Source organism: Nocardiopsis quinghaiensis, assembly GCF_008638365.1.
In the GTDB taxonomy this organism is placed as follows: Bacteria; Actinomycetota; Actinomycetes; order Streptosporangiales; family Streptosporangiaceae; genus Nocardiopsis; species Nocardiopsis quinghaiensis.
In genome coordinates this window covers 69,117-90,019 of record NZ_VWVU01000016.1, presented here as the reverse complement: position 1 = coordinate 90,019, position 20,903 = coordinate 69,117, and the positions used below count along the sequence as shown (strand labels likewise).

Genomic DNA, 20,903 nt, shown 5'->3' with positions numbered 1-20,903 from the left:
GCCCTCTCGTACGCTCACCACATGACCACCGCGTTCCTTCCGTCCGCCCTCTCCCCCTCACGGGCCTCCGACTTCCTGCAGTGCCCCCTGCTGTTCCGCTTCCGCACCATCGACCGGCTCCCCGAGGCGCCCAGCGCCGCGGCCCTGCGCGGGACCCTCGTCCACGCCTGCCTGGAGCGCCTGTACGAGCTGCCCGCCGAGTCACGCACCCCGCGCAACGCCCTGGGCCTCGTCGACCCCCAGTGGAGGAAGCTGCGCGAGAGGAAGCCCGAGCTGGATGAGCTCTTCGCCGACGAGGCCGAGCGCGACACCTGGCTGGAGTCGGCCCGCGCCCTGGTCCAGCGCTACTTCGACCTGGAGAACCCCACCGCCCTGGAGCCCCGCGACCGCGAGATGCGCATGGACGTGTCCCTGCCCACCGGGCTCAAGCTGCGCGGCTACGTCGACCGCCTCGACGTCACCCCCTCCGGCCGGATCCGGATCGTGGACTACAAGACCGGCAAGTCGCCCCATCCCCGCTTCGAGGACAAGGCCCGGTTCCAGATCTTCTTCTACGCGGTGATGATCTGGCGCGACCTCGGCGTCGTTCCCACCCGCCTCCAGCTCGTCTACCTCGGCGGCGACGGCGCCGTGCGCTGGTACGACCCCACCGAGGACGAACTGCGGGCCGCCGAGGCGGAGATCTCCGACATCTGGGCGCGGATCGAGGCGGCCGGACGCGCCGGGGTCTGGGAGCCCAGGAAGAGCAAGCTCTGCGGCTGGTGCGAGCACCAGGCGCTGTGCCCGGAGTTCGGCGGCACCCCGCCGCCCCTGCCCGTCCGCTCCCCCGCCCCGACCCCGGCCCCGGCCCCGGCCCCCGAAGCCTGAGCCCGCCTCCGGGATGAGGCACAATCACCCCTGTGCCCGTCTCAGTACTGTTGGTCGACGACCAGCCCCTCGTCCGCGCCGGTTTCCGCATGATCCTGGAGTCCGCCCCGCACCTGTCGGTGGTGGGTGAGGCCTCCGACGGCCGCGAGGCGGTCCGCGCGGTCCGGGGCCTGCTGCCCGACGTCGTCCTCATGGACGTGCGCATGGCCGGGATGGACGGCATCGAGGCCACCCGGCAGATCGTGTCGTGGGCGCGGTCCCTGGACCACCGGGTACGGGTCCTGGCCCTGACCACCTTCGACCTGGACGAGTACGCGGTCGAGGTGCTGCGCGCGGGCGCCGCCGGGTTCCTGCTCAAGGACGCGCCGCCCTCCGAGCTCATATCGGCCGTCGAGGTGGTCGCGGACGGTTCGGCGGTCGTCTCCCCACCGGTGCTGCGCCGCCTGCTGGACCGCTTCGTCCCGCTCCTGTCCGCCGCCTCACCCGGCGCCGAGGGCGACGAGGACCCGTTGACCGCCCGCGAGCACGAGGTCCTGCGACTGCTCGCGCGCGGGTGGTCCAACGCCGAGATCGCCGCCCACCTGGTCCTGGGCGAGACCACCGTCAAGTCGCACGTGGGCGGCATCCTGGCCAAACTGGGACTGCGCGACAGGGTCCAGGCGGCGGTGTACGCCTACGAACACGGACTGGTCCGTCCGGGACAGCTCGACGAGGACGCCGGGCCGCCCTCCCGATGAGCCACGGGACCGAAGCCCGGGCACCGCACGGGGGCGCCGCGGCCCTCCTCCGCCCCCGGGCAGGGCCTTCCGGGGCCCCGCGTCCGCCCCCACGGCCCCGGCGCGTCGCTGTCGAAGGGCCACACGGCTTGACAGGATGTCCCGGTGATCGAACTCACCGGCCACCGCATCCGTCCCGGGCGAACCAGGCCCCCTCGGGCCGCGTCCCTTCAAGGGTTTGATCAACGCGCCGACCACCGTGGTGTACAGGCGGGGAGGAGACGGAGACAGGGATGCCAAGCAAGCGGGAGCGGCCCGTACCCCCGAGCGAGGACCGCCTGCTCAGCCGGATGCGGGACTGGCGGGCGGCGCACGAACGCGAGCTGACCCCGGAGGGCCTCGACGAGGACGAGGACGTCGACCTCCCGGACGCGCGCGCCATCGACCTGGTGTTGCGCGCCGGCGAGCTGATGCTGGCCAGCGGCGAGGGCACCGAGGCCGTCAGCGAGGCCATGCTGAGCCTCTCGATCGCCTTCGACCTGCCCCGCTCGGAGGTCTCGGTCACCTTCACCACGATCACCCTGTCCATCCACCCCGGCGGCGATCACCACCCGATCACCGGCGAGCGGGTGGTGCGCCGCCGCGCCCTGGACTACTTCCGGGTCAACGAGCTGCACGCCCTGGTACAGGAGTCCGCACTGGGACTGCTGGAGCTGGAGGACGCCGCCGCCCGCCTGAAGCAGATCCGGCGCGCCCGCATGCCCTACCCGAACTGGTTCATCGCGATCGGGTTCGGCCTCATCGCCTCCAGCGCGGGCCTCATGATGGGCGGCGGCTTCATCGTGGCGACCGTGGCGTTCATGGCCACCGTGCTGGGCGACCGCACCGCGGTGTTCCTGGCCAAGCGCGGTGTCGCGGAGTTCTACCAGATGACGGCGGCCGCGATCGTCGCGGCGACCATCGGCGTGGCCCTGCTGTGGGTGAGCAGCACGCTGGACCTGGGACTGCAGGCGGGGGCGATCATCACCGGGAACATCATGGCCCTGCTGCCCGGCCGCCCACTGGTCGCCAGCCTCCAGGACGGGATCAGCGGCACCTACGTGTCCGCGGCGGCCCGTCTGCTGGAGACCTTCTTCATCCTGGGCGCGATCGTCTCGGGTGTGGGCGCGGTCGCCTACACCGCGGCGCGCCTGGGCGTGAGCATCGACCTGGACAGCCTGCCCTCGGCGGGCACCTCCCTGGAGCCGCCGGTCCTGATCGGCGCGGCGGGGATCGCGATGGCGTTCGCGGTCTCGCTCGCGGTGCCGCCCCGGATGCTGCCGACCATCGGCGTGCTCGGCGTGATGATCTGGACGATCTACGCGGGCCTGCGCTCCCTGCTGGACGTGCCACCCGTGGTGGGCACGGTCGTGGGCGCGGTCGCGGTGGGCGTGGTGGGCCACTGGCTGGCGCGGCGCACGCGCAGGCCGGTGCTGCCGTACCTGGTGCCCTCCATCGCCCCGCTGCTGCCGGGAAGCATCCTGTACCGGGGGCTGATCCAGATCACCCAGGGCACCGGAACGGTGGAGACCAACGCCGTGGTGGGCCTGCTCAGCCTGGCGGAGGCGGTCATGGTGGGCCTGGCGCTGGGCGCGGGGGTCAACCTGGGCGGCGAACTGGTGCGGGCCTTCCAGCGCGGCGGCCTGGCGGGCGCCGGGATGCGCAGCCGTCCTGCGGCACGCCGTACTCGCGGCGGGTACTGAGTTCCTTCCGGCCGGAACCGGACGGGAGAGGACCCCCGCTGACCTGGGTGTGTCTCCCCCGGTGGGAGTGAAGGGCGGCGACAGGGCCGTCCGTTCGCCCCGAACCGCAGCAAGCATGTGATGTGAGCCACTACCCTTGGCGTCAGCTCAACGACGAGCGTCTTCGCGAAAGGCCAGTGCCATGTGCAGCCATGAACCTCCCTGCCCGTCCTTCGAGGACACCGACCGTGAGGCGGCCCGGGTCCTCTCCAGTCACCCGGAACAGGGCTGGAGCCTGCTCTGCAACGGTGTCGTCCTCTTCGACGACACCGGTGAGCTGCTCCCCGACGGGGTGTCCGTCGCCCCGCACCGGCCCCGCGTCGCCGCCTGACCGCGCGGGCGGACCACGCCCGGCACCGCGGCCGCGAGACCGCGGCCCCGCCCGGAAGGCCCCCGGCCCCGGGCGGTGGTCCGGTCATCCCCCGTCTTCGGGCCAGCCCTCGGGCAGCACGTCCCGGCCGCCCATCGCCTCGCTCAGCCGGCGCCGGAAGTCGGCGTGCACACCGGGGCCCCACACCAGTTCGCTCGGGGTGCGCAGGGCCTGCTCCATGGCGGTCCGCAGCGTGGCCGGGTGGGCCTCCCCCTCCACCACCGGCACCGCCAGCAGGGCGTGCATCCGGGTGATGACCGCGAACAGCTCTCCCGCCAGGGCGGGTGCGCTCGTCGTCGCCACGGCCTCCTCCAGGTAGGTCTCCCACCACGGGGGCCGGGCCTCACCGTCCCCGTCCTCCGTCGGCGTGGCGAAGCCCCTGCGCAGCCGCTGGCGCACCTCCTCGGCGGTGTCCGCGTTCCGGTCGCCCAGGCCCAGCCGCCAGGCCCTCTCGGCCGCGGCGGGGTCCCCCCGCAGGGCGAGCAGCCCCGCGAGGAGCTCCACCGCGGCGGCCGAGGTACCCGGCTCGGGCACGGGAGCGTTCCGGGCGCCGTCCGTCTGCCCCGCGCGCTCTCCCGAGTCGACGACCGCGCCGACGTCGACGATGGCGTGTTCGAGACGGGCCGCGGCGCGCAGCAGGCGCAGGTCGGGGGCGTCCACGACCGACAGGCCGCGTTCGACGGCCGCCGCGGCGGCGCCGGGCAGTCCCCGTTCCAGTAGGCGCCCGGACAGGTCGCGGGAGGCGTCGACGATCGTGGCGGCGTGCAGTCGGCTGATCGCCTCGGGGTCGGGCGGCAGGGTCAGCGCCGCCTCCCAGTGCTCCTCGGCACCATCGGTGTCATCGCGCTCCTCGGCGGCGCGGGCCAGACCGTAGTGGGCCACGGCGGTGTGGGCCGGGCCGCCGAGGTCGAGCAGGCGGCGCCAGACGCGTTCGGCCTCGGCGGCCTCGCCGTCCTGCTCCAGGGAGAGCGCGAGGTGGTGGGCGGCTCGCGGGGCGTACCGCGAGTCCCCCGTGGCCAGCGCGCGGCGGGCCGCCTCGCGGGCGGCGGGCAGGTCGCCGCGCTGGTCCTCGACCACGGCCAGGCCGAGCAGGGCGCGTGCCTGCACGTGCGGGTGGGGGTTGGCCGCCACGGCCTGCTGGTAGAGCTTGGCGGCGCGTGCGAGGTGACCGTTCTCGGCGAGGTCCTGGGCCTGGTCGCACAGGCCGGAGGCGTCCCGCCCGGGGGGCGCGGCGGACTCCTCCGTGTCCCGGGGGTCGGTGGCCGAAGGCGGATCGGCGGGGCCAGAGCGCGCGGGAGGTCCGGACGTCGTGGTCATGAAATCCGCTTTCCATGGGGGCGTCGGGGCGTGTGGTGGGAACGCGAGCCGTGTTGCGGCAACTCTAACGCGGGTCGCGCCTGGGGGCGGCGGCCCGCGCCTGGGTGTTGGCCGGGTGGCTTTCCCTCTCTTCCTGCCCCTCTTCACCCTTCCTCAACACGAGCACTGCCTTTACGACGTAGATTCTGCATCGGGCGCCATGGAGAGTCCTCCTCCGCCACCGGAAGGGACAAGAAAGGGGCGCCGGTCCGAAGGCCGACGCCCCTCACACCTTCGGCCGCCCTACATCTGGAAGGCCTCCGGCGGCGGGCAGGAGCAGACCAGGTTGCGGTCGCCGTAGGCCTGGTCGATCCGGCCGACCGGCGGCCAGTACTTGTCCGTGCGCAGCGACGCCAGCGGGTACGCCGCCTCGGCACGGGTGTAGCCGTGCCCCCACTCGTCGGCGGTCACCGCCTCGGCCGTGTGCGGTGCGTTGCGCAGCGGGTTGTCCTCGGCGCCCCACTCACCCGAGGCCACCTTGTCGATCTCGCCGCGGATGGCGATCATCGCCTCCACGAACCGGTCCAGCTCGGCCAGGTTCTCGCTCTCGGTCGGCTCCACCATCAGAGTGCCGTTGACCGGGAACGACATCGTCGGCGCGTGGAAGCCGTAGTCCATGAGCCGCTTGGCGACGTCCTCGTTGCTGACACCGCTGGCCTTCTGCAGCGGTCGGATGTCGAGGACGCACTCGTGGGCCACCAGGCCGTCCGCACCGGTGTAGAGGACGGGGAAGTACGGCTCCAGCCGCTTGGCCAGGTAGTTGGCGGACAGCACCGCGATCTCGGTGGCCGAGCGCAGGCCCTCCTCCCCCATCATCCGCATGTAGGCCCAGGAGATGGGCAGGATGCCCGCCGATCCGAACGGGGCCGCGGAGACCGGACCCACTCCCGTGTGCGGCCCCGCTTCGGGCTGGCTCGGGTGGTTGGGCAGGAAACCGGCCAGGTGGGAGCGGACCGCGACCGGGCCCACGCCCGGACCGCCGCCGCCGTGCGGGATGCAGAAGGTCTTGTGCAGGTTCAGGTGGCTGACGTCGGCGCCGAACTCGCCCGGCTTGGCCCAGCCCAGCAGCGCGTTCAGGTTGGCGCCGTCCACGTACACCTGGCCGCCCGCCTCGTGGACCAGGCGGCACACCTCGGTGATGGTGCTCTCGTACACGCCGTGCGTGGACGGATAGGTGACCATGATGGCCGCCAGGTCGTCCGCGTGCTCCGCGGTCTTGGCGCGCAGGTCGTCCATGTCGACGTTGCCGTTGTCGTCGCAGGCCACGACGGCCACGCGCATACCGGCCATGACCGCGCTGGCGGCGTTGGTGCCGTGCGCGGAGCTGGGGATCAGGCACACGTCGCGGTGGGCCTCACCCCGCGAGCGGTGGTGGCCGCGGATGGCCAGCAGGCCGGAGAGCTCGCCCTGGGAGCCGGCGTTGGGCTGCAGGGACACCGCGTCGTAGCCGGTGACCTCGGCCAGCCAGGCCTCCAGGTCGTGGATCAGGGCCACGCTCCCGGCGGCCTGGTCCAGCGGCGCCAGCGGGTGCAGGCCCGCGAACTCCGGCCAGGTGACCGGTTCCATCTCGGTGGTGGAGTTGAGCTTCATGGTGCACGAGCCCAGCGGGATCATCGTGCGGTCCAGTGCCAGGTCGCGGTCGGACAGGCGGCGCATGTAGCGCAGCAGCGAGGTCTCGCTGCGGTGGGTGTTGAACACCGGGTGGGTCAGGTAGTCGACCTCACGCGCCAGCTCGGCGGGCAGGCGGTCGGCGGCCTCGTCCACGCCCGTGCGCCCCCGGGAGGGGCCGCGCTCGGACTCGCCGAAGGCGGCCAGGACCTTCTCCAGGTCGGCCTCGGTGGTGGTCTCGTCCACGCTCACGCCGACCGTGTCCTGGTCGACGGCCAGCAGGTTGTACCCGGATTCCAGGGCGGACCGCATGACGCGGTCCGCACCCGGCACGCGCACGCGCAGGGTGTCGAAGTAGGCGGAGTGCACGACCTCGAAGCCGCGCTCGGTGAGGGCGTCGGCCAGGGCGGCGGTGCGGGCGTGCACCTGGCGGGCGATCGCGCGCAGGCCGTCGGGACCGTGGTAGACGGCGTACATCCCCGCCATGATGGCGAGCAGGACCTGCGCGGTACAGATGTTGCTGGTGGCCTTCTCGCGGCGGATGTGCTGCTCGCGGGTCTGCAGGGCCAGGCGGTAGGCGGGCTTGCCCGCGTTGTCCACCGAGACGCCGACCAGGCGGCCGGGCAACTGGCGACGCAGCTTCTCGCTGACGGCCATGTACCCGGCGTGCGGACCGCCGAAGCCGAGCGGGACGCCGAAGCGCTGGGTGGAGCCGACCGCGATGTCGGCGCCCAGGCCGCCGGGGCCGCGCAGCAGGGTCAGGGCGAGGATGTCGGCGGCCACCACCGCGAGGGCGCCGCGCTCGTGCGCCCGGGCGATGACGGGGCCGGGGTCGCGGACCGCGCCGCTGGAGGCGGGGTACTGCACCAGGACGCCGAAGGCCTCGTCCTCGGGCAGGCCCTGGGACAGGTCGGCGACCACGACCTCGATGCCCAGGGGTTCGGCGCGGGTACGCAGCACCTGCAGGGTCTGGGGGAAGACGTCGGAGTCGACGACGAAGACGTCGGCCTTGCTCCGCGAGGCGCGGCGGGCCAGGGTCATGGCCTCGGCGGCGGCGGTGGCCTCGTCCAGCAGCGAGGCGCTGGAGACGGGCAGGCCGGTCAGGTCCGAGACCATGGTCTGGAAGTTGAGCAGGGCTTCCAGGCGCCCCTGGGAGATCTCGGGCTGGTAGGGCGTGTAGGCCGTGTACCAGGCGGGGTTCTCCATGATGTTGCGCAGGATGACCGGCGGGGTGAAGGTGCCGTAGTAGCCCTGACCGATCAGCGAGGTGCGCGTGTCGTTGCGCGAGGCCAGGTCCCGCAGCTCGGCCAGGGTCTCGGCCTCGCCGATCGCCTCGGGCAGGTTCAGCGGCGCGCTCTTCCCGGGGCCGGTCAGGATGGACTCGGGCACGGCGTCGGCCATGAGTTCGGCGGTGGAGCCGTAGCCGACGGTCTTGAGCATCTCCTGGGTCTCGGCCGGGGTGGGGCCGATGTGGCGGTCGGCGAACACCCGGGCGGGTGTGCCGGGGGTGTGTACGGGCTGGTCTGGCACGGAGACCTCCTGGTGACAAGGCCGAGTCTGGTCGGCGGTGTTCCTCACGGTCTCCCCCTCTGTCACCGGGCACAGCGGTGCCCAGGCTTCAGAGCGGCCTACTCCACGCGATCCATGGTGCCTGAGAGGTTACTGGGGAGTATTGCCCCGTCGGCGCCCCGTTGGCGGGGTCTCTCTCGCGCGGCATCGACAGCCGAATGACAGTCTGTACATGTGTACAAGCAGGGTGGATGTCGGTTTTCATCCCTGTTGTGACTACGACGGTACTCGATGGCCGTGCCGAGCACCGCCTCCGGTCAGGTGTTGCGCCGCGTCGGCGGCGTCGGCCTGTGGGATCCCACGAACGGCCGTCGGGCTCCGCCCACGGGCTCGCGGTGCGCCCGGGAACGGGGCTCTCAGCCGGTACGGCGCTCCCGGCGGCGCCTGGCCAGCTCGTCCACGGGCTGGGGCGCCGCGGCGGGCAGGTCGGCCCGCTCCTCGGAGGGGAGCACGCCCAGCGCCTCCTCCAGCTCGTGCCAGACGTTGGCCAGGGCCAGGCCGAACATGCCCTGTCCGCGCTGCATGAGGTCGACGACCTCCTCGGGCGAGGTGCACTCGTAGACGCTGACGCCGTCGCTCATGAGGGTGATGCGGGCCAGGTCCGGGGCGGGACGGCCGCGCAGGTGGTCGACCGCGGTGCGGATCTGCTGCAGCGATATCCCGGTGTCCAGGAGCCGTTTGGCCACTTTGAGCAGCAGGATGTCCGGGAGGCTGTACAGGGGGGCGTTGTGGGCTCCGGTGCGCACGCTCGGCTCCACCAGGCCGGTCCTGGCCCAGTAGTCGAGCTGGCGGTAGCTGATCCCGGCAGCGGTACACGCCGCGGGGCCCCGATACCCGACGTCCATAGGCAGCGCCACCACGTCCTCTTCGCACAGTAGGCCCTGCTGCCCCGCCAGCCGCAGCGCGAACCGCCTGTCATGGGGATCCCGCTCGCCGCCCGCTACCGCCACGCCGACCTCCGGCTTCTCGTCCCACGGCGGTCTCGACAGGGGATGTCCACTCAGGGAACGGGTGCGCCGTGGGTTCCACTGGACTGACGGTAGGACGGCCGACCGGCAGCGTCAACGACACCACGCGGCGCGTCGCCAAGTGCGCGCGGGCCGGCGGCGTGGAGTCGTCCGGCGGCGCCCTGTACGCCGGTCGGGGTTTCGGCTCGGACCACCACGGCCATTTCCCTGCTCCAATCTATCACCGACACCCGGAACAAAGCCGCAGGTCACAGCATGTCCTTTTCGGCCGCACCGGTGCCGCGCACACGCGCGAACCCGCGCGCGTGCGCGGGTCCCCGGGTCCCATGGGCGGAGCACGCCTCCGGCGTCTACTCCGTACGCCTGCCGAAGTCCTCGGGCGAGATGTTGTCCAGGAACTCCCGGAACGCCTCGACCTGGTCCTCCTGCTCGTCCGGGATCGGCATCCCGGCCTCGGCGATCACGTCCTCGTGCGCGTAGATGGGCGTGCCCGTCCGCAGTGCCAGGGCGATCGAGTCGGAGGGCCGCGCGCTCACCTCCACTCCGTTGCTGAAGACCAGTTCGGCATAGAAGATGCCGTCGTCGAGGCCGGTGATGTTCACCGTCTCGAGTCCGGTGTCCAGGGCGTCGAGCACGTCCCGAAGCAGGTCGTGGGTGAGCGGCCGGGCCGGGGCCACGCCCTGCTGGGCCAGTGCGATCGCGGTCGCCTCCACCCCGCCGATCCAGATCGGCAGGTAGCGGTCCCCCTCGGATTCCTTGAGCAGGACAATCGGCTGGTTCGAGGGCATCTCAACCCGGACGCCGACGACCTCCATGTGCTTCACAGCGTCTCCGTCCCACGAGTCGTCATGCCGGATGGGCGCTCGTCCCTGCTCCTCCTGTGGATCAGGACCCGAGGGCGAAATCGGCACCCTTCGTTACAAAGCTGTCCTGTGGCGGGGGGCCGCAAACCTCATCGGCCCGCCCGCCGCACCCGAGCCCGCGCCCGATGTGCCCGTCAGCGTCGCGGTTTGGTCAGCAGGACCATCCGGAACTTACCGATCTGAATCTCGTCTCCGCCGCCGAGCTGGGCCTCGTCGACCGGCTCGCGGTTGACGTAGGTGCCGTTGAGGCTGCCCACGTCGCGGACACCGAACCCGTCGCCGCGGCGGAAGAACTCCACGTGGCGGCGGGAGACGGTGACGTCGTCAAGGAAGATGTCGCTGTTGGGGTGGCGGCCGGCGGTGGTCACGTCACTGTCCAGCAGGAAGCGGCTCCCGGCGTTGGGGCCGCGCCTGACTACGAGCAGCGCCGTGCCCGGCGGCAGGGCGTCGGGGTTCGTTGGGTCGTCGCCGCCCAGTTCGTCACCGGCCTCCTCGTCCTCCAGTGCCTGTATACCGGAGATGGAGATGGTCGACGTGACGTCTCCGCCGGAGTCCCCGCCAGCGCCGGGCCGGGAGTCCTGCTGTTCGGCCTTGCGGAGGGGAGTCCCACAGTGGGAGCAGAAACGGGCATCATCCGCAACGGCGTGACCGCACTGCGTGCAGTAAACGCTCGACATAGGTCGGCTCGGCCTCCTACCGCACGGGGCGGTGCTTGATTCGGCTGGTCGATGGCACGTACCGGGCACCGTACGGGCACCTGGCCCGCACACCGTCCGGAACGCGGCGAGACGTCCGCTGTCGCGCCAGCGGTGCGCCTCACACGGTCGGTCGCTAGGTCTCATCCCCCATGTTGTACTCCTTGTCACCCCCGGTGAAGGGTGTCCGCCGTTGCCGGGATACCCGGCCCCGTGGGCGACGCGGCGCTCCGGGGAACACTCGACTTTAAACCATATCCCTGTCCAGGAAGGTTCTCGCTCCTCCTCGGCCTGCCGTGGGCGCTCCGCCGCGACCGCGCCGGACGGCGGTGGGTCCGCTGTCCGGAGCACCGCCTCACGCCGATGGCCGACCCCCGTCGGAGAAGGACACCTGCCCTGGTGCTGATGCCCCGTCGGCGGGTTTGGTTCTGCGCGGATCACCGCGGATTCGCGTCGGCTTCGCCGGACCGCCACGACCTGCCCGTACTCCAGCTTAGCCAGCGGAGCCGCTCCGGGTGGGGTTCGCGGAAAAGCACGCCGCACCGGTGGAGCGGCGCCCGCCGCGTGGGCGAGGGCGAGGGACCGCCCGCGCCCACGCGGCCCGGCTCTCAGCCCTCGGCGCGCTCCACGACGGCCGACCACTCGTCCAGAAGACGGTGCGCGGTGTCGGGGTTGGGACCTTCGGCCCAAAGATGGGTCACGGCCTCCGCGGTGTCGGGGAGGACCAGGGCCCAGCTGCCGTCGGACTCGATCACCCGGACGCCGTCGGTGGTGTCGAGTTCGCGGCCGCCAGCCGCCTCCACGACGGACCGCATCACGCTCCCCTTGATCGCCCACGGGGTGGGCACGGAACGGCGCAGCAGGTGCGCCTGAGGGATCGTACGGTCGATCTGGCTGAGCGAGCGGCGGGTGCGGGCCACCAGCGACAGCAACCGCACGAAGGCGGCGATGGCGTCACTGGTGGGGCTGAACCGCGGCACGACGAAACCGCCGCGGCCGTCGCCCGCGAAGATGATGTCGTCCTCGGCCTGGACCGCCTTGGTCAGCTCGTCGGTGGCCGTGGCCGTCCAGTGCACCTTGACCCCGTGCGAGGCGGCCACCGTCTCGGCGACCCGCGTGGTGGTCACCGGCAGTGCCACCGTCCCACCGCCGTACTCGGCGCAGACCAGCTCCAGGACGACCAGCAGGGCGCGTCCGTTCTCGACCAGCTCACCGTTCTCGTCCACGATGGACAGCCGCTCGGCCACCGGGTCGAACCGCACCCCGAAGTCGGCGCCGGAATTGGCGACCAGCTCACCCAGCCGCGCCAGGTCACGGTTCTGCTTGGCGACGCTGTCGGTGGGCGAGGACTCGTCCAGCCGGTTGTTGACCGTGAGGACGTCCACCCCGATCCGGCCCAGCAGGGAGGGCAGGATCAGCGAGCCGCTGCCGCCGGCGCAGTCCACCACGACCTTGAGCTCGGCCTCGGCGACACCGGAGGTGTCCACCCTGCGCAGTAGTTCGTGGGAGTAGCTCTCCACGTTGCGGGACGGGAAGGTCAGCTCGCCGATCTCGCCGGGGAAGGCCCGGCGGTACTCGGCGCGGGAGAAGACCCTGTCGAGCTTGCGCTGGGCGGCGGGCGACAGGTCGGCGCCCTCACCGTCCAGGAACAGGATGTCCACCGACTCCGGGTCGCCCGGGGTGGTGCGCACGGTGATGCCGCCGCTGACACCGCTCTGGGAGGTGTGGAAGCGGGCCACCGGCAGCGGCACTACCTCCAGGTCGCGCACCTCTATGGCGGCGGCGGTGAGCGCGCTGATGACGGCGCGCTTGAGCGTGCGGGCCGCGCGCGAGACGTCACGCGAGGTGGTGACGATCGCGCCCTTCTTGAGGGTGGTGGCGTAGGCGTTGGCCAGGCGCACCGCCAGCTCCGGCGTGATCTCGACGTTGATCAGGCCCGAGACGCCCCGGGGACCGAACAACGAGCGCTGCCCGCGCGACTCCCAGATGACGTTGGTGCTGACCACCGCCCCGGCCTCGATGGTCTTGAAGGGGTAGACCTTGACGTCGTTGTGGACGTAGGCCTCGGACTCGATGACGCAGTCCTCGCCCACGACCGCGCCCTCCTCGATCCGGGCCGCGGCCATGACGTCGGTGTTCTTGCCGATGACGGCGCCGCGCAGGTTGGCGCCGCGGCCGATGAACACGTTGTCGTGCAGGACGGTGCGGTGGGCGAAGGCCTCCGAGCGCACCACGGCGTTGCTGCCGACCACGGTGAACTCGCGCAGCTCGGCGCCCGCCTCGACCTTGGCGTAGTCACCGACGTAGAGCGGACCCTTGAGCACGGCGGCGGGATCGACCTCGGCGCCCTCGCCGATCCACACACCCGGGGAGACCTCGAAGCCGTCGATGTCCACGTCGACCTTGCCCGAGAGCACGTCGGCCTGGGCGCTGAGGTAGCTCCCGTGGGTGCCCACGTCCTCCCAGTAGCCGTCGGCGATGTAGCCGTAGAGGGGCTCGCCCTCCTCCAGGAGCTCGGGGAAGACGTCGCCGGACCAGTCGACGACCTCGCCCTCGGCGACCCGCTCCAGCACCTCCGGCTCCATGATGTAGATGCCGGTGTTGACGGTGTCGGAGAAGACCTGGCCCCAGGTGGGTTTCTCCAGGAAGCGCTGAACGCGCCCCTGCTCGTCGACGATGATGATGCCGAACTCCAGCGGGTTCTGCACCCGCTTGAGACCGATGGTGACCTTGGCCCCGCGCTCGCGGTGGAAGCGGACCATGTCGGTCAGGTCGATGTCGGTGAGCGCGTCGCCGGAGATGACGATGAAGGGCTCGCCGCGCAGGTGCTCCTCGGCGTTCTTGACACTGCCCGCGGTACCGAGCGGAACCTCCTCGGCGACGTAGTGGAGCTTCATCCCCAGTTCCTCGCCGTCACCGAAGTAGTTGCGGATGAGGGTGGCCAGGAACTGGACGGTGACCACGGTCTCGGTGAAGCCGTGCTTGCGCAGCAGGCGCAGGACGTGCTCCATGATGGGTTTGTTGACCACCGGGAGGAGCGGTTTGGGCTGGTTGGCCGTCATGGGACGCAGACGGGTGCCCTCGCCGCCCGCCATCACGACGGCCTTCATGGGGGGCGTGGTGCCCTCCGGGACGGTGTCTTCGGTCTGGCTCATCGCCGATACCTCCGTACGGCCGTACCGCCGGGAAAGGCGACGGAAGGATGGTGCGCGGCGCGCGCGCCGTCGCGCGCGGTGGGACATGTTCTCATGACGGAGACGACACTCCCTTTCGATCCGACAGGACTCGTGGTGAGCCGGTCCGTCGGTGGATCAGGGGCCGGTCCGTCCCTGATCCGGACGGCTCGGCCGGTCCGAGCCGTCGGTCACCGCACCGGAGTCACCGTCAGCGGTCGCCGGTGTGGCTGGATCGGGTCGGTCCGTGGCGTGCCCGCGTACGGAGTCGCTGTCCCCGGCGGCCGGGAGGCCGCCGGCGTGATCAGCGCGTTCGTCGCGGCGGGTCTGAGCGATCAGGCCCAGCCCCTGTACGGCGTAGAGCAGTCCGGCCCACCAGTACAGAGCCGTTCCCCAGAGCGCGAAGGCCCAACCTATAATCCTTGCCACATCTGTGACTATCGAGGCGTATCCTGCGATGAACAGCAGGGGGAACGAGTACAGCAGGCACAGTGTGGCGACCTTCCCGGCGAAGTTGACCGGGAGGGGTCCGTAACCGAAGTGGCGCAGGATCGGCAGCGCGCCCAGGATGAGGGCGTCGCGCAGGACGAGGATGGCCATCAGCCACCAGGGCACGATGCCGCGGACGACCAGGCCGAGCAGTGCGGCGAAGATGTAGAGCCGGTCGGCCAGCGGGTCGAGTACGGTGCCCAGCCGCGAGGTCTGGTTCCATGCCCGGGCGATCTTGCCGTCGAGCCAGTCGCTGAGACCGGCCGCGGCCAGGACGAACAACGCCCACCAGTCGGCGTGGAGCACCAGGATGAGCCACAGGAACAGCGGCACGCCCAACAGCCGGAGCATGCTCAGTAGGTTGGGAACCGTCCAGACGCGGTCACTGACCGTCGGGCTGACCACATCGCCCCCCGCCGTGAGTCTGCCATCTTCCGCGGATCGCCCCATGGCACCAACGATAACGGGCGGGAGGGTCGTTTCCCGCCGTCATGGGGTCCACCGGCCCTGGCGTGGCCGGAGGACGGCCTCGGGCCGGTCGTGTCCCCACGTTCTCGTGGCCCCTTCCGGCGGCCCCCTCCTACCACTGTCCAACGCGGGATACCCGGACGCGGTTCCCGGCTCCCACGGGCTGTCCACCATGATATCGGTGCGCGGGAAGGGGCCCGGCTCCTCGGCGGGAGCACCGGGGTGCTCCGGTCGCGAACCGCCTCGGCGGGGTGTCTCAGCGGGGCGCGAGGAGGGTGGCCAGGCGGCGCAGGCGGGCCGGACCGGTGGGCTCGGCGTCCTGGAGCGGGATCTCCACCGTTCCCAGAGCCGCGAAGCGCTCACGGGTGGCGGCCAGGGCCTCGGCCGTGTCGGGCCCGGCCGCGGCCTCCGGTGGGATCTGGTTGACGACCACGGGGGCGAGCCGGAACCCGGCGTCGGTGAGCTGCTCGACGGCCCGGGCGGTCTCGGCGAGCACCATCCGCCGGGGCAGGGTCACCAGGCGCACCACGGCGTCCCGGCGCAGGCGCTCGGAGGCGCGCTCCAGGCGGTGGCGTCGGGCGTGCAGGCGCTCGGTGAGGGGGTCGGCCTCCTCCGTCGGGTCGCCGACGACGTCGGCGAAGGCCTCGGCGCGGCGGGCCCGCTCGCGCTGGCGGGTCAGCCCCACCACCCAGGGGGTCAGGAGCGTGGGCAGGTTGAGCAGGCGCAGCAGGTGTCCGGTGGGGGCGCTGTCCACGACCAGGGCGTCCCACCGTCGCCCCACCTCCTCCATACGGTCCACGAGCAGGTCGGCCAGCGCGGACTCGGCCATGCCGGGGCTGGCCCCCGCCTGCTCCAGGTGGCGGCGCACGGCGGGCAGGACCTCGCGGGGGACGGCCTTGCGCGCGTCCTCGGCGACCTGGGCGATACGTCGGCGCACGGCGGCGCCGGCGTCGGGTTCGGCGGCCCACAGGTTCGGGGCGACCTGGACGGGCTCGTCCTTGAGCGGGGTCTCCAGGGCGTCGCCCAGCGAGTGGGCGGGGTCGGTGGAGATGAGCAGGACCCGGCGTCCGGCGTCGGCCAGGGCCAGGGCGTGGGCGGCGGCCAGGGTGGTCTTGCCGACCCCGCCCTTGCCGCCGACGAAGGTGATCGGTGCGGCGGCGGGGGCGCCGGCGGCCGGCTCGGTCAACAGCAGCCTCCCGGTGCTCCGAAGTCCTCACGGCCCATCCGCTGGTGCCACTCGTGCAGGTCGGCGACCATGTACGGGATGAGGTCGAGGGTCTCGTAGGCGACGGGGTTGTCCACCCCCAGGGTCTCCAGCATGAGCAGGGCCCGCAGGGTGTCCTGCTGGGTGCGGGCCTCGCGCTTGCGCGCGTGCCCCCAACGCGCGTCGAAGACCGCCTGGTGGAAGTCCTCGAAGCGGTGCCAGGCGGTGACGGCGCGCCGCCAGGCCCGCCCCAGGGAGGCGGGCCCGGCGGCCTCTCGGTGTTCACGCATCAGGGGTCGCGGACTACTTGTCCTCGGCCCCCTCAGCGGCCGTCCCGACGGGGGCCTCCGGCTCGTCGGGCGCCGACCGGCGGGCCGCGAAGGCCTTGCGCAGGGCCAGCACGGCCTCCACCGTCATCCAGATGGCCAGAACGAAGATGGCCGCGTCCAGCGGCGCCAGCACGAAGGCCTGCATGGCGTCGCCCGACCGCAGGAAGCCCAGCAGCTGGGTGATGAGCGCCCAGGAGGTCATGGCGACGAGGAAGACCAGCGGGATCAGCACCGCGATCGGGTTGCGTCCGCGCTTGGTCACCCAGACCGCGATCACCGCGAGCGCCAGGCCGGCGGTGAGCTGGTTGGTGGTGCCGAAGAGCTGCCACAGCGTCCCGGCCGCGAAGTTGCCGGGCACCAGCGCCAGCACCAGGGGCACACCCACCGCGATCAGGGTGGCGACGGTGATGTTGCGGGACAGGAAGAGGCACGCACGGTGCACGAGTCCGCCCTCGGACGCCCTGTCCGCCGCGATGGTGCTGATCTCCTGGACCGTGTAGCGCTGCAGGCGCACCGCGGTGTCCAGGCTGGTGGCGGCGAAGCTGACCACGACGACGGTGGCGAAGACCACGCCGATGCTCTCGGGGATGCCGATGTTGGCGGCGAACCCGGCCACACCCTGGACGAACATGCCCGCGGGGCTGGCCCCGGCGGCGGTCCAGTCGGCGTACAGGTCGGTCCAGGCGCCTCCCTGGTTGGCGGAGAAGACCATGACGCCCGCGGTGCAGGCCAGGATGGAGCAGACCGCGAGCGTGCCCTCCCCCAGGGAGCTCAGGTAGCCCACGTACCGGGCGTCGGTCTCCTTGTCCAGCTGCTTGGAGGTGGTCCCCGACGCCACCAGGCTGTGGAAGCCGGACACGGCGCCGCAGGCGATGGTGATGAACAGCAGCGGGAAGATCGAGGGTGAGCCCTCGGGCAGGTCGCCGCGGAAGGCCGGGGCCTCGATGGTGTTCATGCCCACGACGACGCCGACCATGATGATGATCAGGCCCAGCACCATCTGCTGCTGGTTGATGTAGTCACGCGGCTGCAGCAGCATCCACACGGGCAGGCGCGAGGTGAAGAAGGTGTAGGTGAAGATCAGCACCAGCCACACCAGGGCGGGCTCCACGCCCAGCGCCCCGGCGACCGGGTCGACGGTGACGGGCAGCAGCTGCCCCAGCGGGATGCAGGCGTACACGATCGCCAGGGAGACCAGCGAGGGCACCAGGGCCGCCGTGCGGCGGCGGTAGATGAGCTGGCCCACGCCGATCGCCAGCGGGATCGTGACCAGGGTGGGCAGTACGGCCTCGGGGTTGTCGATGAACAGGCCGGCGATGATGACCGCGAACACCGCGTTGACCATCGTCACCAGGAAGAAGATGATCAGCAGGAACAGGATCCTCGCCCGGGCGCTGATCACGTCGCTGGCCAGCGCGCCGATGCTCTTGCCCTTGTGCCGGACGGAGACCACGATCGAGCCGAAGTCGTGGGCGCCGGAGGCGAAGATCGTTCCCAGCACGACCCACAGCAGCGCCGGTCCCCAGCCCCAGAAGACCGCGATGGCCGGGCCGACGATCGGCGCGGCCCCGGCCACCGAGATGAAGTGGTGCGCGAAGACGATGTGCTTGTTGGTCGGGACGTAGTCCACGCCGTCCTTGTAGGAGTGCGCGGGCGTCACGAAGGCCGGGTCCAACGCGTAGACACGTTTGGCCAGGTAGGCCGAGTAGAAGCGGTAGCCGAGCGCGAACAGCGCCAGGGCTCCGAGGAGGACGGCTACGGCAGGCATGGGGATTCCTTCACTGTGCGCACCTCGTGGGGGGGTGTGTGAGCGTCTGGTTGGGGATGACCACGGCTGCTCGGGTGCTGTGTGCCGGCGGTTCGAGTACAGTCCCGAGAAATTAACATGAGATGCGCATCACGGAAAAGGACGCATGTGAACGATTTGGCCACAGCATGGCGCGGCTCCTCAACAGGTGAGCTGTGCTGGCTGACCGCCGACGGGCCCGCCGCCGTCCCGGTCGTGCCCCTGTTCGTGGACCAGCCCTGCGTCGCCCTGCCCCTGGCCCACCTTCCCGAGATCGACTCGCTGCCCGGCCGCGCCGCCTTCTGCGTGAGCTCCCCGACGGGTCCGGAGGGGCCGAGCCTGGTCGCCACCGGCACGATCAGCGTGACCCTGGACCCCCGGGGCACGGAGTTCGGCGGCGACCTGGTGGAGCAGGAGGTGCTCAAGCACCCGCCGAGCCGGCTGCGGGTGGGCAGTCTGATGGCCCGCAAGGAGAACTGGTGGTGGATGGCACGCGCCCTCGTGCGGCTGACCAGGATCGACGACGTCCGCGAGCTTCCCGCCCGCACCCGCGCCGAGGACGCCGTCCTGGTGCGCGAACGCGACTCGGACGTGCGCGTGGACGTGGTGACCGCCAAGGACTGGTCCGCGGGCCCGGGCCAGGACGTGGAACTGTGGCCGCGCGACGGCGGCGACCTGGCCGGACGGGGTGAGCGGGCGCTGGTGATGGGCCACCACGCCAGCCCCGACCTCGAACGCTGGGAGCGGTGGGTCCGCGACGGGACGCTGTCCGGGCAGAGCCTGCGGGTCACCGGCGCCGACGGCGGCCCCGACCCGGACCCGCGCCCGTACCGCCTGCTGGAGCGGCTGCGCAACCACCGGGAGGTGGAGCGCGCCTGCCGTGCGGGCGTGGCGGCGGTGGAGCGCCGCCTGAGGTGCTGACCACCTGGCGGGACCGGCCGTGCCCGGGCCGCGCCCTCCGGGAGGCCCCGTTCCGCCCGTTCCGGTGGCCGCGAGGTGTGCCCGGATCAGAGGTCCAGGATGTGGTCGGCCTCCCTGCGTCCCGACAGCAGGGCACCGTGCACGGTGGCCGTGTGCTCGATCTCGGTGGCCTCTCCCCCGAAGAAGACCCTCTCGCCGATCGGTGCGCCCAGTGCCATCCGGTCGTCGTCGCCCGAGCCCACGGCCGTGAAGGAGAAGCTCCCCCGGGAGAACGGATCGTCCATCCAGTGCGTGACGAGGTGGCCGACCGGGTCGGGTGCCTTGCGGAACATGCTGCGCAGTGAGGCCATCGCGTGTCCGACCACGTCGGCGTCGTCCTTGTCCGCCAGGAACCGGGCCGCGTTGCCGCCGTTGCGGCTGACCAGGATCGGCGCGCCCAGGACTCGCTGGCCCGAGTACCAGTGGAACCACGTCCCCTCCTCGGTGCCCAGGTGGACGAGCACCTCGGCGTCGCCCCAGAACACGTCGTCGAAGAGCAGGAACAGCTTCTCCAGGCGGCCGTTGCCCAGGCGCTCCACCGCCTGGAGCTTGTCGTCGGGCAGCGGCGGGTCGAAGTCGACCCGCCCGGCCTTGAGTACGCCCAGCGGCAGGGTCACCAGGACCCGGTCGGCGGTAAGCACCTCCTCTCCGCGCTGGGTGTCCACGCGCACGCTGACACCGTCGTCGTCATGGGAGACGCCGAGCACCACGTGCTCCAGGCGCACGTCCAGTCCCCGCGCCAGGTGGTCGGTGACCTGGCTCATGCCCTCGGGGAAGACGACGTCGTCGCCGCTGAACTCGTGCAGGGCCGCCACCGTGGAGAAGGCGATCTCCTCGGCGTCGGCTCCGTGGTCGGCCTCGACCATGCGGTGCACGATCTCGTTGGCGTCGCGGGCCCGGGCACGTACCAGGTTGGCGTCGTAGAGGGCCTGCTTGACGCCCTCCTCCAGCGACTCCTGCGGACCGGCGCCGACCTTGTCCCAGTACATGTGCTCGTTGAGGAGGTGGACGTCCTCCATGTTGCGGCGGTGGCGGTCGAAGAGCAGCCGCCGCCCCTTGGGGTCGTAGGCGGTCTCGGTGGAGCGGTTGAACACGACCGTGCGGATGTCGGCCTCACGGACCAGCCGTGCGAGGGGGTTGTTCTCCTCGCCGCGCATCCAGGAGGCGCCCGCGTCCACCGTGGCCGCGCCCTCCCACTCACGGATCGAGTGGATGCGCCCGCCCAGGCGGTCGCGGCCCTCCACGACGGTGACGCGCTCCCCCTCGTCGGCGAGCCGGTCGGCGGCGGCCAGTCCGGCCATGCCCGCGCCCACCACGATGGTGTGCCCGCGCCCGGACCCGGCCTCGCGTCCGCGCGGCCGGGCCGTGTGCTCCCCGCTCGGCCCGTCACCGCTCTGCCCGTCACCTCCGTCGATGCTCTCCTCGCTGAGCTCCCCCGGGTCAGTCATACTTCCCCCTCCGTGTCGGTGACCGACAGTGCGAGCCTAAGCGCCTGGGGTGCCCGGCCCCCGCAGGGACACCCGCCGACCAGCGGAGTCGGACACGGCCCGGGGCGTGTCCGACGGGCGGACCGGCCCCGCAGGCCTCCGGGGGGCGCATACGGGGAAGGCGTTTCCACAGCGACCGGGCCCCATGCGGTGCGGCCGGTCCGGACGGGTCAGGGGGTACCTGCCACGAAGGCCGTGGTGGTCAGGGGGAATC

At 71.9% G+C, this 20,903-nt stretch carries 16 protein-coding genes and 1 riboswitch; of the genes, 5 read left to right on the top strand and 11 right to left on the bottom strand.

Annotated features, from left to right (window positions below; translation table 11 throughout):
* Positions 1 to 21: 21 nt before the first annotated feature.
* The 4 genes from FYX01_RS18605 (at position 22) to FYX01_RS18590 (ending at position 3,695) form a co-directional block, all read left to right on the top strand.
* On the top strand, positions 22 to 867 hold the full coding sequence (locus FYX01_RS18605) for a RecB family exonuclease (RefSeq protein ID WP_150243112.1): 846 nt from the start codon (positions 22 to 24) through the stop codon (positions 865 to 867).
* A gap of 32 nt (positions 868 to 899) precedes the next feature.
* Positions 900 to 1,604 (top strand): response regulator, encoded by a 705-nt coding sequence (locus tag FYX01_RS18600; RefSeq protein WP_150243110.1) that lies wholly within the window; start codon positions 900 to 902, stop codon positions 1,602 to 1,604.
* 272 nt (positions 1,605 to 1,876) lie between these two features.
* Positions 1,877 to 3,325, top strand: coding sequence for a threonine/serine exporter family protein (locus tag FYX01_RS18595; RefSeq protein ID WP_223830533.1), 1,449 nt, complete (start codon positions 1,877 to 1,879; stop codon positions 3,323 to 3,325).
* A gap of 181 nt (positions 3,326 to 3,506) precedes the next feature.
* Positions 3,507 to 3,695 (top strand): DUF5999 family protein, encoded by a 189-nt coding sequence (locus FYX01_RS18590; RefSeq protein ID WP_077689836.1) that lies wholly within the window; start codon positions 3,507 to 3,509, stop codon positions 3,693 to 3,695.
* Between the two features lie 84 nt (positions 3,696 to 3,779).
* Here the strand turns inward: FYX01_RS18590 and FYX01_RS18585 are convergent, their stop codons facing one another.
* The 10 genes from FYX01_RS18585 to FYX01_RS18540 form a co-directional block, all read right to left on the bottom strand.
* Positions 3,780 to 5,051: a tetratricopeptide repeat protein gene (locus tag FYX01_RS18585; RefSeq protein ID WP_150243108.1), complete on the bottom strand. Its 1,272-nt coding sequence runs from the start codon at positions 5,049 to 5,051 to the stop codon at positions 3,780 to 3,782.
* Between the two features lie 282 nt (positions 5,052 to 5,333).
* Positions 5,334 to 8,228, bottom strand: coding sequence for an aminomethyl-transferring glycine dehydrogenase (gene gcvP / locus FYX01_RS18580; protein ID WP_150243106.1), 2,895 nt, complete (start codon positions 8,226 to 8,228; stop codon positions 5,334 to 5,336).
* Between the two features lie 98 nt (positions 8,229 to 8,326).
* Positions 8,327 to 8,417, bottom strand: a riboswitch (glycine riboswitch).
* A gap of 206 nt (positions 8,418 to 8,623) precedes the next feature.
* Complete coding sequence (locus FYX01_RS18575; protein ID WP_150243206.1) at positions 8,624 to 9,112, bottom strand: MerR family transcriptional regulator; 489 nt, start codon at positions 9,110 to 9,112, stop codon at positions 8,624 to 8,626.
* A gap of 473 nt (positions 9,113 to 9,585) precedes the next feature.
* Positions 9,586 to 10,059 (bottom strand): bifunctional nuclease family protein, encoded by a 474-nt coding sequence (locus FYX01_RS18570; RefSeq protein WP_150243104.1) that lies wholly within the window; start codon positions 10,057 to 10,059, stop codon positions 9,586 to 9,588.
* A gap of 173 nt (positions 10,060 to 10,232) precedes the next feature.
* On the bottom strand, positions 10,233 to 10,775 hold the full coding sequence (locus FYX01_RS18565; protein WP_150243102.1) for an FHA domain-containing protein: 543 nt from the start codon (positions 10,773 to 10,775) through the stop codon (positions 10,233 to 10,235).
* 626 nt (positions 10,776 to 11,401) lie between these two features.
* On the bottom strand, positions 11,402 to 13,903 hold the full coding sequence (locus tag FYX01_RS18560; RefSeq protein WP_150243204.1) for a mannose-1-phosphate guanyltransferase: 2,502 nt from the start codon (positions 13,901 to 13,903) through the stop codon (positions 11,402 to 11,404).
* 201 nt (positions 13,904 to 14,104) lie between these two features.
* Positions 14,105 to 14,860 carry a cardiolipin synthase ClsA gene (locus tag FYX01_RS18555; protein ID WP_150243202.1) on the bottom strand — a complete coding sequence of 252 codons (756 nt, stop codon included), beginning with the start codon at positions 14,858 to 14,860 and terminating at the stop codon, positions 14,105 to 14,107.
* Positions 14,861 to 15,179: 319 nt separating this feature from the next.
* Positions 15,180 to 16,109, bottom strand: coding sequence for an ArsA family ATPase (locus tag FYX01_RS18550; protein WP_150243100.1), 930 nt, complete (start codon positions 16,107 to 16,109; stop codon positions 15,180 to 15,182).
* Positions 16,106 to 16,417, bottom strand: coding sequence for a cory-CC-star protein (locus FYX01_RS18545; protein WP_190394384.1), 312 nt, complete (start codon positions 16,415 to 16,417; stop codon positions 16,106 to 16,108). The genes FYX01_RS18550 and FYX01_RS18545 overlap by 4 nt, the downstream gene beginning before the upstream one ends.
* A 13-nt stretch (positions 16,418 to 16,430) precedes the next feature.
* Positions 16,431 to 18,224 carry a carbon starvation CstA family protein gene (locus FYX01_RS18540; protein WP_150243098.1) on the bottom strand — a complete coding sequence of 598 codons (1,794 nt, stop codon included), beginning with the start codon at positions 18,222 to 18,224 and terminating at the stop codon, positions 16,431 to 16,433.
* 147 nt (positions 18,225 to 18,371) lie between these two features.
* Here FYX01_RS18540 and FYX01_RS18535 point away from each other — a divergent pair, with 147 nt between their 5' ends.
* On the top strand, positions 18,372 to 19,163 hold the full coding sequence (locus FYX01_RS18535; protein WP_223830532.1) for a hypothetical protein: 792 nt from the start codon (positions 18,372 to 18,374) through the stop codon (positions 19,161 to 19,163).
* Positions 19,164 to 19,249: 86 nt separating this feature from the next.
* On the opposite strand, the gene FYX01_RS18530 is transcribed toward FYX01_RS18535, so the two are convergent.
* Positions 19,250 to 20,650 carry a flavin monoamine oxidase family protein gene (locus FYX01_RS18530; protein WP_150243095.1) on the bottom strand — a complete coding sequence of 467 codons (1,401 nt, stop codon included), beginning with the start codon at positions 20,648 to 20,650 and terminating at the stop codon, positions 19,250 to 19,252.
* Between the last annotated feature and the right edge of the window lie 253 nt (positions 20,651 to 20,903).

Coding starts and splice junctions, on each gene's coding strand:
- FYX01_RS18605 (WP_150243112.1), top strand. CDS start 22: ATGACCACCGCGTTCCTTCCGTCCGCCCTCTCCCCCTCACGGGCCTCC.
- FYX01_RS18575 (WP_150243206.1), bottom strand. CDS start 9,112: ATGGACGTCGGGTATCGGGGCCCCGCGGCGTGTACCGCTGCCGGGATC.
- FYX01_RS18560 (WP_150243204.1), bottom strand. CDS start 13,903: ATGAAGGCCGTCGTGATGGCGGGCGGCGAGGGCACCCGTCTGCGTCCC.
- FYX01_RS18590 (WP_077689836.1), top strand. CDS start 3,507: ATGTGCAGCCATGAACCTCCCTGCCCGTCCTTCGAGGACACCGACCGT.
- FYX01_RS18540 (WP_150243098.1), bottom strand. CDS start 18,224: ATGCCTGCCGTAGCCGTCCTCCTCGGAGCCCTGGCGCTGTTCGCGCTC.
- FYX01_RS18595 (WP_223830533.1), top strand. CDS start 1,877: ATGCCAAGCAAGCGGGAGCGGCCCGTACCCCCGAGCGAGGACCGCCTG.
- FYX01_RS18565 (WP_150243102.1), bottom strand. CDS start 10,775: ATGTCGAGCGTTTACTGCACGCAGTGCGGTCACGCCGTTGCGGATGAT.
- FYX01_RS18585 (WP_150243108.1), bottom strand. CDS start 5,051: ATGACCACGACGTCCGGACCTCCCGCGCGCTCTGGCCCCGCCGATCCG.
- FYX01_RS18530 (WP_150243095.1), bottom strand. CDS start 20,650: ATGACTGACCCGGGGGAGCTCAGCGAGGAGAGCATCGACGGAGGTGAC.
- FYX01_RS18545 (WP_190394384.1), bottom strand. CDS start 16,417: ATGCGTGAACACCGAGAGGCCGCCGGGCCCGCCTCCCTGGGGCGGGCC.